We start from the raw sequence: 15,662 nt of genomic DNA, 5'->3' as shown, positions 1-15,662 counted from the left end.
GCCGACCGCTTGGGTCGTGGTATGGACGCGATTGCCGTCTACGAGGGAGCCGACGAACCGGTCGTGACAGAAAGACCGCGACCGGAGCCCGCGCCCGGCGAGGCGCTGGTTCGGACGCTCCGGGTCGGCGTCGACGGGACCGACCACGAGGTCATCGCCGGCGGACACGGCGGGGCGCCCGCGGGCGAGGACCACCTCGTGTTGGGTCACGAGGCCGTCGGCGTGATCGAGGAGCCGAACGACACGCCGTTCGAGGTCGGCGATGTCGTCGTCCCGACGGTCCGCCGCCCGCCGAACGGCGCCAACGAGTACTTCGCGCGCGGCGAGCCCGACATGGCGCCGGACGGCGAGTACCACGAGCGGGGCATCGTCGGGGCGCACGGGTTCATGGCGGAGTACTTCACCAGCCCGGCCGAGTTTCTCGTCGAGATCCCCCCGGCGCTCGCCGACTGGGGCTTCCTCGTCGAACCGGTCTCGATCGCGGAGAAGGCGATCGAGCACGCGTACGCCAGCCGGTCGGCGTTCCACTGGGAGCCCGAGTCGGCGCTCGTGCTGGGGAACGGGTCGCTCGGCCTGCTGACCGTGGCGACCCTCGACGAGTCGTTCGACCGGATCTACTGTCTCGGACGGCGCGAGCGCCCCGACCCGACGATCGAGATCATCGAGTCGCTCGGAGCGACGTACGTGAACTCCAACGACACCGCGATCCCAGAGGTGCCCGAGGCGTACGAGCCGATGGACCTCGTCTTCGAGGCGACCGGCTACGCGCCCCACGCCTTCGAGACGATCGAGGCGCTCGCGCCCAACGGCGTCGGCGCGCTCCTCGGCGTCCCGGGGGACTGGGAGTTCGAAATCGACGGCGGCCGGCTCCACCGGGAGTTCGTCCTCCACAACAAGGCGCTCGTCGGCAGCGTCAACTCCGGGTACGGGCACTTCGAGTCGGCCGTCGAGTCGCTCTCGCGACTCTCCGACGGGTTCCTCGATGATCTCGTGACCGGCGTCCACGGGCTCGACGACTTCGAGGCCGCGTTCGCGGATGACGACACGACTATTAAAACGGCGGTCGAATTTGCCGCGTATGAAGAACGTTGACGACCTCATCGACAGCGCTGCCGAGCTCGCGGAGCGGGGGCTCTCGAAGGGAGAGATCGCGGACGAACTGAACGTCTCCCGCGAGACGGCGAGCTGGCTGGTCGAGCGCGGCGGCGGCGCCGAGACGGACGAGGCGGCCGCGGACGCGGCGGCGTCGGCCGACATCCACGTCGACTGGTCGGCGCTCGGGCGCGACTCGACCCGCCTCGGCTTCGCGGCGAGCGCGATGGCGGACCTGCTGGCCAAACAGGGCGAGGCGGTCGACCTGACCGTCGGCATCGAGAAGGCGGGCGCGCCGCTCGCGACCGCGGTCGCCGACCGGCTCGACACCGACCTCGGTACGTACGCCCCCGCGAAACACCAGTGGGATGAGGGCGACATCGACGAGCACGGCGGCGGCTTCTCGCGGAACTTCGCCGCGATCCGGAACCGCGACTGCTACGTCGTCGACGACATCATCACCTCCGGGACGACGATGCGGGAGTCGATCGACGCGATCCGCGAGCAGGGCGGCGAGCCGGTCGCGTGCGTCGTCCTCGTCGACAAGATGGGGTACGACGACATCGACGGCGTTCCGGTCTACTCGCTCGTCGACGTGGTGCGCGTCGACCGCGAGGAGTAAGCGCCGAGCCGGTCGGCGGTCGGCCCGTCACGTCGCCCGCCCGTGCGGAACCCATTTGCCTCGGCGTCGCGTATCGAGCCGTATGACGTTCAGTCCCGAAGCCGACGCCGACGCCGAAGAGATCGAACAGCGAGTCGAGACGGTCCTCGCCGACAACGACGTGGTACTCTTCATGAAGGGGAACCGTCTGATGCCCCAGTGTGGCTACTCCCAGCGCGCCGTCGAGCTGATCTCCCAGCACGTCGAGGAGTTCGAGACGGTCGACGTGTTGCCCGCGCTGCCGCAGTACCGCGAGGCGCTGGAGTCTCACAGCGGGTGGGAGACGATTCCGCAGACGTTCGTCGACGGCGAGTTTGTCGGCGGCAGCGACGTGCTCGGCGAACTCGACGAGCGCGGCGAGCTCGCCGCGGAACTGGGCGCCGAGTGAGCCGTCGCCCCCGCCGTTGATCCTCCGGTCCGGGCGCGACGTGCACGCGGATCCTGACACCTCGAAGGGCAGTCCATATAAACCTACGGTGCGTAGCTACGGTAGGTGCGGCCGTTGCCGCCGCCGCCGTGACCACCGGTTCGACCCCACCGCATTCCACAAACAATGACAGGCCGCGTGTTCCGACTCCATTCGACGCTCGAACTGCCACTCGAAGACGTAGAGACGTACTTCGACGAAGACCCCGATCTGCCGGAGGAGATCGACGACATCGACATCACGCGTCGAAACAACACACTCATCATCAAGGCCCTGTCCGACGACGAGTCGATCAGCAAGTACACGCCCACGGCGCAGCTGAAGGCGTCGGTCACGGAGACCCGCGTCTGGGAGGAGGAGCCGCCCCGCGCCGGCGGTCCCCAGTGGATGGACGACGAGGAGGAGGAGATCCCCTCCGAGCTCGTCGAGTTCGCCTGCTTCAAGGGCGACCGCGAGACCGTCCTCCAGAACTCCGCGCTACAGTACCCGATGTTCCGCGTGCTCCGCAAGATCGCGACGCTCTCCGAGAAGGGGACGCTCACCGCGATCACGGAGGAGGACGGCGAACTGGAGGCGACCCGGATCGTCGAAGGTGAACCCCGCCCCGCCAGCATCGAGGTCGTCGAGAGCCCGCAGGGCGCCGGCGAGGGCGACGGCGGCGTCAACTGGCGCGACAACGAGTTCATCTCCGACTGAGGCGGCGCGTTCGCCGCGGCCGGTCCCGCGTGCGGCGTGCGATTCGCGGCTCCCTCGCCGTCCGACCGCCGACTCTTTATCCGCGCGACTCCCTCCCCCGGTCATGAGCAACTGGGTGAGCCTCTTCTCCGGCGGCAAGGACTCCTCGTGGGCCCTGTACCGCGCGCTGGAGGAAGGGCTCGACGTCTCGCGGCTGCTGACCGTCCACCCCGCCGGCGACTCGTACATGTACCACACGCCGGCGACCGAGCTCGCCGAACTCGCGGCCGAGAGCGTCGGCGTCGACCTCGTCGAGGTGTCGCCGGACGACTTCGGCGCCGCAGACGTCGACGACGCCGGCGCGCAGGGCGACGCGGAGCTGGAGCCGATGGAGGCGGCGCTCCGAGAGATCGCCGCCGCGGACGACCTCGCCGGCGTCACGGCCGGCGCCGTCGAGAGCGAGTTCCAGACGGACCGGATTCGGGGGATGTGCGACCGGCTCGGGATCGACCTGTTCGCCCCGCTGTGGCAGCGGGACCCGGTCGAACTCGCGGAGGCGATGTTCGACGCCGACTTCGAGATCCGGATCATCCAAGTGGCGGCGTACGGGCTCGACGAATCATGGCTCGGACGACGGTACGACGCGGACGCGCTCGACGACCTGCTCGCGCTCCGCGAGGAGTACGGCGTCCACCCGCTCGGCGAGGGCGGCGAGTTCGAGACGTACGTCGTCGACGGCCCGCACATGGACCGCCGCATCGACCTGACGTACGACACGGTCTGGGAGGGTGACCGCGGTCACATCGAGGTCCGCGACGCGACGCTGGAGTAGAGCGCCCTTTGAAACGGCGAAAGAGTCCCGTTACGGCCAGTTTCCGGCCTGATCGTACGCGTCCACGATCCGACCGATACCGACGACGTACGCCGCGGTGCGGAGGTTGCGGACGTCGTTCGACTCGTAGGTGTCGACCAGCGTGTCGAACGCCTCCGTGATCACGCGTTCCAGTTCCTCGTTGACGCGCGCCTCGGTCCAACTGAACCGCTGTCGGTTCTGGACCCACTCAAAGTACGACACGGTGACGCCTCCCGCGTTCGCGAGGATGTCGGGGACGACGTTGACGTCGCGGTCGGCGAGCACGTCGTCGGCGTCGGGCGTGAGCGGACCGTTCGCCGCCTCGACGATCAGGTCGGCGCCGACGTCCGCCGCGAGCTCGGCGTCGACCGCGTTCTCCAGCGCGGCCGGGACGAGGCAGTCGACGTCGAGCGTGAGCAGCTCGTCGTTCGTGAGGCCGTCGGCGCCGGGGTAGCCCGTCACCGACCCGGTCTCGGCCTTGTGCGCCTTCACGTCGCGGGGGTCGAGCCCTTCGGGGTCGCGGATCCCGCCGGCGGAGTCGGAGACCGCGACCACGTCGGCGCCGAGGTCGTCGAGCAGCGCCGCCGCGATCGACCCGGCGTTGCCGTACCCCTGAACCGCGACGGTCGCGTCCGCGACGTCGCGGTCAAGCCAGTCGAACGCCTCGCGGGCCGACAGCGCGACGGAGCGACCGGTCGCCTCGACGCGACCCTCGCTGCCGCCGGAGTCGAGCGCCTTCCCCGTGATGACGCCGGGGGCGGTGGTGTTTTCGAGGGTCTCGTAGGTGTCTTTGATCCAGTTCATCTCCCGCTGGCCGGTGTTGACATCCGGCGCGGGGATGTCGCGGTCCTCGCCGATCAGCGGCCGGAGTTCCGTCGCGAACGCCCGCGTGAGTCGCTCCAGCTCGGACTCGGAGTAGTCCGCCGGATCGATCGCGATGCCGCCCTTCCCGCCGCCGTACGGGACGTCGACGACGGCGCACTTGTACGCCATCCAGCCCGACAGCGCCTTCACCTCGTCGCGGGTGACGCCCGGGTGATAGCGGATCCCGCCCTTGTACGGCCCCCGGTCGCCGTTGAACTGCGCGCGGTACGCGCGCACCGTCTCCAGCGAGCCGTCGTCGCGCTCGAACGTCAGGTTCGTCTCCAACACCCGTTCCGGGTTCTTCAGGCGCTCGATGACGCCCGAGTCGGCGTCGACGACCGCCGCGGCGTCGTCTACCTGCTCCCGCAGGCTCTCGAACGGATTCGCCTCCGTAGTCATACGATCAGTCTCGGTGGGCGGTGGTTAACTGTGGCGACCGGTACGGAAATTGTGCGTGCCGACACCGTCCGAACGACGCGCATCGACGCCGATCGAGCGATGCTGGTCGACCCCGTCCACAGCGACAGCCGGGCGGGTCGCGACCCGAACGCCGGCCGGGCCACCGATCCGACTCAGCGGGTCCCGTCGGGCGCGCGGTCGAGGATCCGCTCCGCCTGCGCGATCAGCGGCGCGTCGATCATCTCGCCGTCCACCTGGAAGACGGCGCGTCCCTCCCCCTCCGCCTCGTCGCGGGCGTCGAGGACCGCCGCGGCCCACTCGACGTCGTCCGGGTCCGGGGTGAACGCCTCGGTGATCGGGCCTACCTGCGCCGGGTGGATCGCCAGCTTCCCGTCGTAGCCGAGCCGGCGCGCGAACGCGGCGTCCTCCCGGAGCCCCGACTCGTCCGAGAAGTCCGTGTAGACCGTGTCGAGCGCGTCGACGCCGGCCGCGCTCGCGGCGAGGACGACGTGTTCGCGGGCGTACAGCACCTCCGTCCCCTCGTCGGTCCGGGTCGCGCCCACGTCCGCGGCGAGGTCTTCGGCGCCGAACGCGACCGCGTCGGTCGCCTCCGCCGCCGCGATCGCCTCCGCCGCGAGGACGCCCGCCGCCGTCTCGACGAGCGAGAACACCGCGGGATCGCGGCCCCGCTCGGCGCACAGTTCGGCGACGCGCTCGACCCGACCCGCGCCCTCGACCTTCGGGAGCATCACCGCGTCGAGGGTGACCGCGTCGCCGCCCCCCTCTCTGTCGGTACCGATCACTCCGTCGAGGTCGGCCGCGGGCGACTCGGCGGTGAGTCGGACGCAGACCTCCGCGTCCGGGTCGAAGGCGGGGTCCGCGAGCACCTCGCGGACCGCCGCCCTCGCCTCGTCCTTCCGGCCGGGCGCGACGGCGTCCTCGAGGTCGAAACAGATCACGTCGGCGCCGGTTCCCGGCGCCTTCCGCATGAGTTCGGGGCTGTCGCCGGGCGAGAACAGCAGGCTTCGGCGTGGCATGTGCGGGGGTGCGCGGGCGGGCAGATAAAACCCGACGGCCGCCCCGAGAGCGGTACCGATTTCACGCCGCCGGTCGAGCGGGGGCCCATGCCCGGACTGTACTACGAGGAGTTCGAAGTCGGCGAGACGATCGACCACGCGACGCGGCGGACGATAAGCGAGGCCGACAACCAGCGCTTCTGCGACATGACGATGAACCAGCAGCCGCTCCACCTCGACGCCGACTTCGCCGCGGAGACGGAGTTCGGCGAGCGACTGGTGAACGGACTGTACACGATGTCGCTCGCGGTCGGGATGTCGATCCCGGAGACGACCGACGGCACCATCGTCGCGAACCTCTCGTACGACGGCGTCGAACACCCGAACCCGGTGTTCCACGGCGACACGATCCGCGCCCGCTCGACGGTCACCGACAAGCGCGAGACGAGCGACGGCGAGCGCGGCGTCGTCACCATGCGCGTGGAAGCGTTCAAGATCGTCGACGGCGACGACGACGTCTTAGTCTGCGAGTTCGAGCGGACGGTCCTCTCCGAGAAGCGGCCGACGGGGGACGAGGACGGCTGACTGCCTCAGTCGTCCTCGCCGGCGAGCAGCAGCCCGAGGTAGGAGGTGCGAACCTGGTCGTCGGCGTCGAGGCCGAGCCGGTCGAGCGCCTCGATCGCTGCCTCGCGCGCCGCGTCGACCTCGCCTTCGGACTCGACGGCGCGTTCGATCTCGACGTACTCGTCGAGCCCGGTGACGGCGTCGAGCGTCACGGTGAACCCGTCGTACGCCCAGAACTCGCGCCGCTTCTCCACCGTCGCGGCCGGCTCGAAGCCGAGCCCGGAGAGGGCCGCCGCGAGCGCCTCTCCGTCGTCGACGCCCGTCTCGTGTTCGGCGCGGGTCTTCGAGGCCTCGTCGAGGAGGGGTCCCTTGTAGGTGATCGTCGCCGCCGGGTCGTCGGCGGAGGACGCCGACCCCTCGCCGTCCGACAGCGGCATCTCGCGCCGGATCCGGAGCGCCTCGTCCGTTTCGGCGAACTCGCGGTGCGGCGCGTCGTAGTACGTGTCGCGCTGTCGCTTGGCGGCGACGTGCTCGGCCCCGACCTCGCGGAGGCGCTCTCGCGTCGCGTCCAGGTCCGCCGGTACCTTGATCTCGACCTCGTACATGCCCGGCACTGCGGTCGGACCGCTCATAAGGAGCGCGGGACGCCGCCGTGCTCCGCGACGAACCGCCGCGACCCGTAGGCCGGCGCGTCGGCCGCCGAATCGCCGCTGTCGCCCGCTCGTCGGCGGGCTTCGGGCCGAACCGTGCTTCTTAAGGGTGTAACAGGTGACCTTCAGGTATGAGCGATCAGGAGCAAGCGGACGCGGCCGCCGAGGCCGAGGAGACCGAGACCGAGACTGACGCTGACGGACTCGAAGACGGCGACTTCGTCCGCGTCGCGTACACGATCCGAACGGCCGACGACGACCGCGTCATCGACACGACCGACAAGGAGACGGCCGAGGACGCCGAGATCGACGTCGACGAGTACGACTTCGAGCCCCGGATCATCGCGCTCGGTGCCGGCCACGTGTTCCCCTCCGTCGAGGAGGCGTTCATCGGCGGCGCCGTCGGCGACGAGGGAACGGTCGACGTCCCGGCCGACGACGCCTTCGGCGAGTACGACCCCGACGAGGTCGAGACCGTCAAGGCCGACAAGATCCCCGAGGACAGCCGCTACCCCGGCGCGCAGGTCCAGATCGACAATCAGCAGGGCCACCTCGAGACGATCATCGGCGGCCGCGCCCGCGTCGACTTTAACCACCCGCTCGCCGGCGAGGACCTCGAGTACGAGTACGAGATCCTCGAAGCCATCGACGACCGCGAGGAGCAGGCCGCCGGCATGCTCGGGATGTACCTTCAGGAGGCGCCCGAGGTCCGCATCGAGACGGAGACCGAGGAGGAGGAGACCGTCACGGAGGACGAGGACGGCGAGGAGACCGTCGAGACCGAGGAGGTCGAGAAGGACATCCTCTACGTCACCGCGACGCAGGCGATGCAGATGAACCAGCAGTGGATGTTCCAGAAACAGCAGATCGCGCAGGACCTCATGGACCGCCTCGACCTCGACCGCGTCGTGATCGAGGAGGTCATCGAGGGCGGCGGCATGGGTGGCCTCGGCGGCATGATGGGCGGCATGGGCGGCGCCGGCGCCGGCGATGTCGACATCGAGGAGGCGCTCGAGGACGTCGACGTCGACGCCGACGAGATCGTCGACGAGATCGACGAGGAGTAACGGACCCCGTCGCTGCCGGGTTTCGCTTCTTCGAGACGCTGGTGCCTCGAGCGGCCGCGCTACGCCGCCACTCACTCCGGTGGCTCAGCCCGCAGCGTCAGGTCGACCGACGAACGGATCGCTTTTGCCCGACGCCGCGCCCACACCGGTATGGAGATCGAACGGGCACGCGAGGACGCGCTCGTCGCCGCGGTCGCGGGCGCGACGACCGTCGCGGTCGCGTTGTTGTCGAGCTTCACCGCCGTCGTCTCGGTTGCGACGCTCCCGACGCTGGCGCCGCTCGCCGTGTACGCGTCGTACCTCTTCTCGCGGAAGGGCGGGCCGTACGGAGCGTTCGACACCGCGCGAAACTGGGCGATCGCTTCGGCCGTCGTCGGCGCGCTGACACTTCTCGCGTCCGTCGTGTCGTAGCCGAATCAAGCGATCGGCCGCGTCAGGCGATGTCGCGGCTCGTGTCGACGGCGACCTCGTCGGTTAGTTTCAGCTTCAGCGGCTCCTCCAAGGCGGCGCCGCCGCGGAACTTGGCGACGACGAGCCGGTTCGCGATCTCGGTCCCGGTGACCGTCGTCCGGAGGTCGAACACGATGTCCGCGACCTGTTCCGTGATCCGGCGCGCCTGCGGGTCCTCCCCGCCGCGGAGCGCGTGGAGCAGCGCGACGCCGTCGGCGTCGTCGACCCGAGCGCGCACGCCGTCGAGGAACTCGGCGTACGCCGCCGGAGACGCGCCGCGCTCCAGCGGCTCCACGGAGTCGACGATCAGCGTTCCCTCCTCCGGGAGATCGGTCGTGAGCGACGCCGCCTCGTCGAGGTCGCCGACCTCGTCGGTGGCCTCCACCGTCGTCTCCCCGTCCCCGTCGCGGCTGAGCGCCGCCTCCACCGCCCCGGCCGATCGGACGGTCGTGAGGTAGCGGCACCTCCGAACGCGGGCGAACCGGTCCAAGATGAGCTCGGACTGGCTGTCGGGGTTCGCCTTCAACACGACGACGCTACCGCTCGGGAACCCCCCGCCGAACTGTCGGTCCAGCACCGAGACCCCGGTCGGAAGCGTCTCCATATGATCGCTGCCGCCCGTGGAGGTTTGGGTCTGTCGGTGGCGGCTCTCTCGACCGGTCTCGCCACCGAAATCCGCCGCCCCGGAGTCGGCCGCGTCCGTGATTCTCACGCGATCTGCCACCCGTCCGCCGCCGCCGTCTCGCCGAGTCGACGAGCGAGTTCGTCGTACGCGCTCCGGACCGCGGGGTCGGACAGCGGCTCGGCTCCGCCGTCGGGAACCGCACCGAGGACGGGACAGCCGAGCAGCGTCGCAACCGAGTCCGGTACGCTCGCCTCGCCGACGGCGACCGCCCCGACCGGCGGGCAGTCGAGGCGGCGAGCGATCGCCGCCGTCTTCGCGGCGTCACGGAGCGCGGCGCGGCGGAGCGGCGTCGCGATCAGCGCGCGGTCCGCGGCCCGAAGCGGCGCGGCCGCGTCCGCCGAGGCGCCCGCCGGGCAGTCGAGCAACACCGGCGCGCCGTCGGGCGTCGCGCCGTCGAGCACCGCGAGCGCTCCGAACGCGTCGACCGATCGCGGCGCGTCCGGGGCGGCGAGAACGGTCGGCTCGGAGCGGTCGGGACGGACCGGAACGGTCCCGCGGACCGCGTCGCGGACCGTCGTCTCGTCCTCTGGACCGCTAGGGAGATCGGGATCGGCCGGACCGCCGTCGGTCGCGGTCTCCGCCGCGAGCCGCGCGAGGTTCGGCAGATCCCAGTCGGCGTCGGCCGCGATGGTCCGCGCGCCGCGCCGCGAGAGTGCGCGCGCGAGCCCGAGGGTGGTCGTCGTCTTTCCGCTTCCGCCCTTGCCGCCGGCGACGGCTATCACGGGGGTGGTGCGTCGGTATTCGTCATAAGGAGCGGGCCGGTCGCCGGGGGTGCGGGCGTTCGGCTCGCCGGAACGACGGGCGTAGTCCGCGAGTCAGTCCTGACAGCAGCCGCCGGCTTCCCCGCCGAAGTCGACCGCGAGGGGCTCCGAGATGGCTTCGTTGATCGCTTCGAGGGTCTCGTTCAGCTCGTCTTGTGCGTCGAGGTACTCGCTCATCACTGGCATCGAGTGGAGCTCGTCCTGCGCCTCCTGAACGCGCTGAAGTTCGGCGTTCGTCGCCTGCCCGGTCTGGCGGGCCTGCATGAACTCCGCGCGAAGCTGCTCGAACTCGTCGATCGCCGCTTGTACCTCCTCGTCTCGCTGGACCGCGGCCCTCGTCTCCTCGAAGCGCTCGTACTCCGGGGTTTCGGCGATGCGTTCGCCGAGCTCTCGACCGAGGTCCTCGATGGAGACCTGTTCGACGCTCATGTTCTGACATCGTGGCCGAGCGGTTTGAACCTGCCGGAGCCGGGGCTCGGCGGCGACGTTTGGGGTTCGCTACGCCGTCCGAGACGCGACGAACTCGACGACGGCATCGAGCTCTTGCGGGCCGATGCCGTGGCCGCCCGGGAAGCTCCCGCTCGCGACATCGGCGTCGAGAGTTTCGAACCGTTCGACGGCCGCGGTCGTCCGCGACTCGGGAATCACCCGGTCGCCGGCGCCGGCGCCGACGAAGACCGGCTTCCCCTCGATCCCGTCCGGGTCGAGGTCGGCGTGCGACTCCGCGAGGTACCCGTGGAGGGTGACGACCCACGCGTAGCGGTCAGGGTCCTCCAAGAGGAGCGAGAGGCTCGTTATCGCGCCCTGACTGAACCCGAGCAGCCCGAGCCGGTCGGCGTCGAGTCCGTAGGCGTCGACCGCGCGCTCGACGCTCTCACCGATCAGGTCGAGGCTCCGCCGGAAGTCGTCGGCGTCTGGTTGGCTGGACTCCAGCCCGCCCGCCGAGAGGTCCAGTTCGTACCACGTGTACCCGCCCTGAAGCGGGTCGGGAGCGCGAAGGCTGACGACGTGGAGGTCGTCGGGCAGTTCGGCCGCGACCGGGAGGAGGTCCTCCTCGTCGGCGCCGCGCCCGTGGAGGACGAAGACGGCGGGCGCGGGCTCGCCGCCGGACTCCTCGTCGGGGGCGACGTGAACGTGTTCGAGCGGAATCTCGGTCATCGGTGCGGGGTTAGCGAGGGCGGCTGTTAGGTCCGTCGACCGCGGCAGCGCGTCGGTTCGGCGGGCCGCTCGTCGTCTCAGGATCGGCCGACTTGGACGCCGAGTGCGACGCGTCGAGACGCCGTGACGACCCCGGCGCGGGGCGAGGGATTCCGACGATCGCGAACGTCTGGGACGAAACTCGGGGTCGAACGCGCCGTTTAACCGTCCTGCCGCACAATCCGGTCGACATGAGCGGCTCCACCGAGGGCGACCTGACGAAGACGGGGATGGCCCTCAAGCACGACCGCGAGTGGGACTACGAGCTCGACCGAATCTTGGAGGCCATCGAGGAGCGCGACGCTTCGAAGGTCGGCTTACAGTTCCCCGAGGGGCTCAAGCGCCGCGGTCCGAAGGTCGCGGACGACCTCCGCGAGGTCGCACCCGACGACGTCACGTTCATGCTCTCGGGGCAGCCCTGCTACGGGGCCTGCGACCTCGACACGTACCTGATGCGGCGGACGGACGTGTTCGTTCACTTCGGCCACACGCCGATGAAGGAGTCCGACAGCATCGTTTACGTCCCGCTGTTCTCGAACGTCGACCCGTTCCCGATCATGGAGGACGCGCTGGAGGAGGAACTCGCGTCCCCCGAAGAGGACGCCGACGTGGGCCTCGTAACGACCGCCCAGCACATGAACCGGTTCGAAGAGATGACGGACTGGCTGGAGGAGCGCGGCTACGAGGTCCACACCCGCCGGGGCGACGACCGCCTCACGAAGGAGGGGCAGGTGCTCGGCTGTAACTACGCCTCCGCGGACATCGACGCCGAGCAGGTGCTGTACGTCGGCGGCGGGAAGTTCCACCCGGTCGGGCTGGCGATGGAGCACCCGGACAAGCGCGTCGTCATCGCGGACCCGGTCAACAACGCTGTCTCGGTCGCCGAACACGACCAGTTCCTCAAGCAGCGCTACGCCGCGGTCCACAAGGCGATGGACGCCGAGAAGTGGGGCGTCATCTTCTGTACGAAGATCGGGCAGGGCCGCTGGGAGAAGGCCCAGGAGATCGTCGACAACAACGACAACGCCTACCTGATCACGATGGACGAGGTGACGCCGGACCGCCTCCGGAACTTCGACATGGACGCGTTCGTCAACACCGGCTGCCCGCGGATCACGACCGACGACGGCCCGCGGTTCCACAAGCCGATGCTGACGCCGGGCGAGTACGAGGCCGCGATCGGGGAGAAGCCGCTCGACTCGATCGAGTTCGACACGTTCCACGACACCTGGTAGGGCGGCGCACGGAAGCAGGAGACGCTATTTTTTTGGGTACCGTCCTCGGAGCGGAATCGCCGTCACGCTTCGTTCGGCGGATGTAAAAAGAGCCCGTCGACCACGAGGGCCCCGGCCGCGAGCGACGCGCCAGCGACGGGAACCGCGTTCCCCTGCGCGAGGAGCGACCCGACCGCGTACACGGCGCAGAACGCGAGCGGGATCGCGAGCAGGACGAGGTCGGCGCGGTCGAGGCCGTCGAGGACCGCCCCCTGTCCGCGGTGGCTCCCGCTCATTCCATGTACCCGAGGTCGCGGAGCTTCTGTGCGATCTGCTTCGCCTCCGCCTCGGAGACCCCGTCGTCCGACTCCATCTCCTGAACAACGACGTGTTTCACGAACTCCTTGACGGAGCCGAACGGTTCGTCTTCGATGTACTCCTCCACGTCCGCGACGAACTCCTTCCGCAGCGAAATCGTGGTGTACTCGCTCATTGGCAAACATCTCCCGCTCCGCCGACAAAAATTTAATTATATCTAATTAGGCCGTTCCGCGGCCCGACACGCTCGATCGGTGAGCGTTCGTCGAAGGGGCCGGCCTCGCGAGCGATCGGCTCGGCGAGCGCCGAGCGGCGAACGACCAACATTCGATGGGAGCGGCCCTGCCGGCGCGCGTCGGAACAACGTTTATCTGCCGAGCGGACGGGCGTTGAGGGTAAGGTTCTCCGTGATGTCCACACCCAGCGGTTCGATCACCGTCGTCCTCGCCGCGGGAACGCCCGACCGAGCCGCGGAGCTGAAGGACTCGCTTGAGCGCGCGGACGACCGCCTCGCCGTCGAGCCGGTCGCGGGGGCCGACGCGGCCGCGGAGATAATCGAGGACTCGCCCGTCGATTGTCTGGTCACGGTCGGCGACCCGGCGGAACGGACCGGCCTCTCCCTCGTTTCGACGGCCCGCGATCGGCACCCGGAGCTTCCGATCCTGGTTTGCCCCGACCAGACGCTCGACGCGCCCGCCGTGTCCGCGGCGTTCGACGCGGGCGCCACCGACGTCGCGAGGGCGTGTCCCGATTCGGACCGGACGCCCGTCCTCGTTCACCGGATATCGAACGCCGTCGCGTCCGCCCGCGCCGTCGCGGAGGCGGAGCGGCAGCGCGACCGGTTCGAGGAGTTCGTTCAGGGCGTCTCTCACGACCTGCGGAGTCCGCTCAACGTCGCGCAGGGTCGGCTCGCGATGGCGCAAGCGGAGGGCGGCGGCGAACACGTCGACGACGCGGCGTCAGCGGTCGACCGGACGCTGGAACTGCTCTCCGACCTGTTGACGCTCGCGGAACAGGGCGAGCGGCCGGAAGACCTCGATCCGGTCGAACTGGCGGCCCTCGCCGACGAGTGTTGGGCGAACGTCGCGACCGGCGACGCCACGCTGACCGTCGACACCGACCGGCGTATCCTCGCCGACAGCGGGCGGCTGAAGCGGCTGTTGGAGAACCTGTTCCGGAACAGCGTGGAACACGGCGGCGACGACGTGGTCGTCGTTATCGGCGACATCTCCCCGATGTACACGACGACGCGCGCCGGCGCGGTCCTGCCGGCGGGGTTCTTCGTGGCGGACGACGGCCCGGGCATCTCGCCGGAAGCGCGCGACCGCGTGTTCGAGGTGGGGTACACGACGGGCGCGAACGGGACCGGCTTCGGACTGAACATCGTCAGCGAGGTCGCCAGGGCCCACGGGTGGGAGGTCACCGTCTCCGAGGGGGCGCGAGGCGGTGCCAGGTTCGACGTGACCGGCGTCGAGTTCGACGACTGACCGGCTTCAGTCCGCACCCGCGGCCCGCTCGACGTACGTGACCGCCGCCGTTGGCGAGTCGACGGCCTCGACGCCGTCCACGTCGTGCCTGTCGATTCCGGCCACCGGACGGCCCTGCGCGAGTGCGAGCCCGATCTCGGAGAGCGTGCCCCCCGCCCCGTCGACCGCGACCGCGGCATCCCCGTTCATGACGACGAGGGCGTTACGCGCGTGGCCGAGCCCCGTCGCGATCGGCGTCGTGACGTGGGGGTTGGCGTCTCTCCGGTCGTCGGTCGGGAGGATCCCGATCGTCTCGCCGTCGGCCGCCCGGGCCCCGCGACAGACAGCCGCCATGACGCCGCCGAGGCCCCCGCAGACCACGGCGTGGCCCCGCTCGGCGAGCCGCTCGCCGAGGGCCTCCGCGACCGCCGCCGTCTCCGGACCGATCGTACTCCCGCCGATGACGCTGACGCGCATGGCCCGTCGGTGGGTCCGCGCCGGGTAAAATCGGTCGGTCGCGGCCGCGAGGGGCGTCGAGACGGGCTCCCCGCCGATTCTCGTCGTCGAGACGCCCACTGAAACCCTTATCCCTGCCGGCCGTGAATGAGGGCTATGACGTACGATACCGTCGTGTTCGACAACGACGGTGTCCTCGTGGGCCGCACGCGCTTCGACGTGCTCCGGGATGCGACCCGGAACGCGTTCGAGGAGTGCGGCGTCGAGGAGCCCGATCCGGACGACGTAGAGCAGATGACCATCGGTGCGACCCCCGGTAGCGTCGGCACCGTCTGTCAGACGTACGACCTCGACCCGGGGTCGTTCTGGCGGACGCGCGACGACGTGGTGTCGCGGGCCCAACAGCAGGAGGCCCGTCAGGGACGCAAGACGCCGTACGACGACCTCGACGAGCTCCAGGACCTCGACGTACAGATGGGGATCGTCTCGTCGAACCAGCAGGCAACCGTCGACTTCCTCGTCGATCACTTCGACGGGTTCGACCGGATCGGCGCCGCGTACGGTCGCGAGCCGACGATCCACTCGCTCCAGCTCCGCAAGCCGAACCCCCACTACATCGAGCAGGCGCTCGGCGACCTCGACGCGGACAACGCCCTGTTCGTCGGCGACAACGAGTCCGACGTGCGCGCCGCCGAGAACGCCGGGATCGACTCCGCGTTTATCCGCCGTCCCCACCGCCGCGACTGGGAACTGAACGTCTGGCCGACGTGGGAGATCGACCGGCTCTCCGACCTCCACGACATCGTGGAGTGAGGCCGAGCCCCTTCCGAGCGTCCGCTTTCCGGCA

Annotated in this window: 21 protein-coding genes; 11 read left to right on the top strand and 10 right to left on the bottom strand. The window is 70.0% G+C overall.

The window, feature by feature from the left end; all coding sequences use genetic code 11:
- Positions 1-21: 21 nt before the first annotated feature.
- The 5 genes from Z052_RS04205 (at position 22) to Z052_RS04185 (ending at position 3,687) form a co-directional block, all read left to right on the top strand.
- The gene (locus tag Z052_RS04205; protein ID WP_094520949.1) at positions 22-1,092 is read left to right on the top strand and encodes a glucose 1-dehydrogenase; all 1,071 of its coding nucleotides are present in this window, start codon (positions 22-24) and stop codon (positions 1,090-1,092) included.
- Complete coding sequence (gfcR, locus tag Z052_RS04200) at positions 1,079-1,714, top strand: transcriptional regulator GfcR (RefSeq protein WP_049930004.1); 636 nt, start codon at positions 1,079-1,081, stop codon at positions 1,712-1,714. Before Z052_RS04205 ends, gfcR begins: the two co-directional genes overlap by 14 nt.
- Before the next feature lie 82 nt (positions 1,715-1,796).
- A complete protein-coding gene (locus tag Z052_RS04195; protein ID WP_049930003.1) occupies positions 1,797-2,141 on the top strand; it encodes a glutaredoxin in 345 nt (114 codons plus the stop codon).
- Positions 2,142-2,306: 165 nt separating this feature from the next.
- Complete coding sequence (locus Z052_RS04190; RefSeq protein WP_049930001.1) at positions 2,307-2,876, top strand: hypothetical protein; 570 nt, start codon at positions 2,307-2,309, stop codon at positions 2,874-2,876.
- Positions 2,877-2,979: 103 nt separating this feature from the next.
- Positions 2,980-3,687: a diphthine--ammonia ligase gene (locus Z052_RS04185; RefSeq protein WP_094520950.1), complete on the top strand. Its 708-nt coding sequence runs from the start codon at positions 2,980-2,982 to the stop codon at positions 3,685-3,687.
- A 30-nt stretch (positions 3,688-3,717) separates the two neighbouring features.
- Here Z052_RS04185 and Z052_RS04180 read toward each other — a convergent pair whose 3' ends face one another.
- A complete protein-coding gene (locus Z052_RS04180; RefSeq protein ID WP_089307814.1) occupies positions 3,718-4,971 on the bottom strand; it encodes a Glu/Leu/Phe/Val dehydrogenase in 1,254 nt (417 codons plus the stop codon).
- 173 nt (positions 4,972-5,144) lie between these two features.
- Positions 5,145-6,008 (bottom strand): CoA ester lyase, encoded by an 864-nt coding sequence (locus Z052_RS04175; RefSeq protein ID WP_049929997.1) that lies wholly within the window; start codon positions 6,006-6,008, stop codon positions 5,145-5,147.
- Between the two features lie 87 nt (positions 6,009-6,095).
- Here Z052_RS04175 and Z052_RS04170 point away from each other — a divergent pair, with 87 nt between their 5' ends.
- Complete coding sequence (locus Z052_RS04170; RefSeq protein ID WP_094520952.1) at positions 6,096-6,572, top strand: MaoC family dehydratase; 477 nt, start codon at positions 6,096-6,098, stop codon at positions 6,570-6,572.
- A gap of 5 nt (positions 6,573-6,577) precedes the next feature.
- On the opposite strand, the gene cyaB is transcribed toward Z052_RS04170, so the two are convergent.
- Complete coding sequence (gene cyaB / locus Z052_RS04165; RefSeq protein ID WP_089307811.1) at positions 6,578-7,156, bottom strand: class IV adenylate cyclase; 579 nt, start codon at positions 7,154-7,156, stop codon at positions 6,578-6,580.
- Positions 7,157-7,332: 176 nt separating this feature from the next.
- Here cyaB and Z052_RS04160 point away from each other — a divergent pair, with 176 nt between their 5' ends.
- Together Z052_RS04160 and Z052_RS04155 are read left to right on the top strand one after the other, a co-directional pair.
- Positions 7,333-8,268, top strand: coding sequence for a peptidylprolyl isomerase (locus tag Z052_RS04160; protein ID WP_049929994.1), 936 nt, complete (start codon positions 7,333-7,335; stop codon positions 8,266-8,268).
- Positions 8,269-8,418: 150 nt separating this feature from the next.
- On the top strand, positions 8,419-8,679 hold the full coding sequence (locus Z052_RS04155; protein ID WP_049929993.1) for a hypothetical protein: 261 nt from the start codon (positions 8,419-8,421) through the stop codon (positions 8,677-8,679).
- A gap of 22 nt (positions 8,680-8,701) precedes the next feature.
- Here the strand turns inward: Z052_RS04155 and Z052_RS04150 are convergent, their stop codons facing one another.
- The 4 genes from Z052_RS04150 to Z052_RS04135 form a co-directional block, all read right to left on the bottom strand.
- Entirely contained in the window at positions 8,702-9,322 is a 621-nt protein-coding gene (locus Z052_RS04150; RefSeq protein ID WP_086215340.1) for a transcriptional regulator, read from the bottom strand.
- A 104-nt stretch (positions 9,323-9,426) separates the two neighbouring features.
- Positions 9,427-10,125, bottom strand: coding sequence for a P-loop NTPase (locus tag Z052_RS04145; protein ID WP_094520953.1), 699 nt, complete (start codon positions 10,123-10,125; stop codon positions 9,427-9,429).
- Positions 10,126-10,218: 93 nt separating this feature from the next.
- Complete coding sequence (locus Z052_RS04140) at positions 10,219-10,593, bottom strand: YlbF family regulator (protein ID WP_049929990.1); 375 nt, start codon at positions 10,591-10,593, stop codon at positions 10,219-10,221.
- A gap of 69 nt (positions 10,594-10,662) precedes the next feature.
- A complete protein-coding gene (locus Z052_RS04135) occupies positions 10,663-11,322 on the bottom strand; it encodes an alpha/beta hydrolase (RefSeq protein ID WP_094520954.1) in 660 nt (219 codons plus the stop codon).
- A 230-nt stretch (positions 11,323-11,552) separates the two neighbouring features.
- Between Z052_RS04135 and dph2 the strand changes: the two genes are divergently transcribed.
- Positions 11,553-12,596 carry a diphthamide biosynthesis enzyme Dph2 gene (dph2, locus tag Z052_RS04130; protein ID WP_086215337.1) on the top strand — a complete coding sequence of 348 codons (1,044 nt, stop codon included), beginning with the start codon at positions 11,553-11,555 and terminating at the stop codon, positions 12,594-12,596.
- A 62-nt stretch (positions 12,597-12,658) separates the two neighbouring features.
- Here the strand turns inward: dph2 and Z052_RS04125 are convergent, their stop codons facing one another.
- A complete protein-coding gene (locus Z052_RS04125) occupies positions 12,659-12,871 on the bottom strand; it encodes a hypothetical protein (RefSeq protein WP_086215336.1) in 213 nt (70 codons plus the stop codon).
- Positions 12,868-13,068, bottom strand: coding sequence for a hypothetical protein (locus tag Z052_RS04120; protein ID WP_049929984.1), 201 nt, complete (start codon positions 13,066-13,068; stop codon positions 12,868-12,870). The genes Z052_RS04125 and Z052_RS04120 overlap by 4 nt, the downstream gene beginning before the upstream one ends.
- Before the next feature lie 235 nt (positions 13,069-13,303).
- Between Z052_RS04120 and Z052_RS04115 the strand changes: the two genes are divergently transcribed.
- A complete protein-coding gene (locus Z052_RS04115; RefSeq protein ID WP_089307808.1) occupies positions 13,304-14,380 on the top strand; it encodes a HAMP domain-containing sensor histidine kinase in 1,077 nt (358 codons plus the stop codon).
- 6 nt (positions 14,381-14,386) lie between these two features.
- Here Z052_RS04115 and Z052_RS04110 read toward each other — a convergent pair whose 3' ends face one another.
- Positions 14,387-14,836: a TIGR00725 family protein gene (locus Z052_RS04110; RefSeq protein WP_094520956.1), complete on the bottom strand. Its 450-nt coding sequence runs from the start codon at positions 14,834-14,836 to the stop codon at positions 14,387-14,389.
- 135 nt (positions 14,837-14,971) lie between these two features.
- Between Z052_RS04110 and Z052_RS04105 the strand changes: the two genes are divergently transcribed.
- Positions 14,972-15,628 (top strand): HAD family hydrolase, encoded by a 657-nt coding sequence (locus Z052_RS04105; protein WP_049929980.1) that lies wholly within the window; start codon positions 14,972-14,974, stop codon positions 15,626-15,628.
- Positions 15,629-15,662: the final 34 nt, after the last annotated feature.

The sequence above is a fragment of the Halorubrum sp. C191 genome (assembly GCF_002727095.1).
GTDB classification, from domain to species: domain Archaea; phylum Halobacteriota; class Halobacteria; order Halobacteriales; family Haloferacaceae; genus Halorubrum; species Halorubrum ezzemoulense.
The sequence above is the reverse complement of the archived record's forward strand: the minus strand, read 5'-3'. Positions and strand labels throughout refer to the sequence as shown.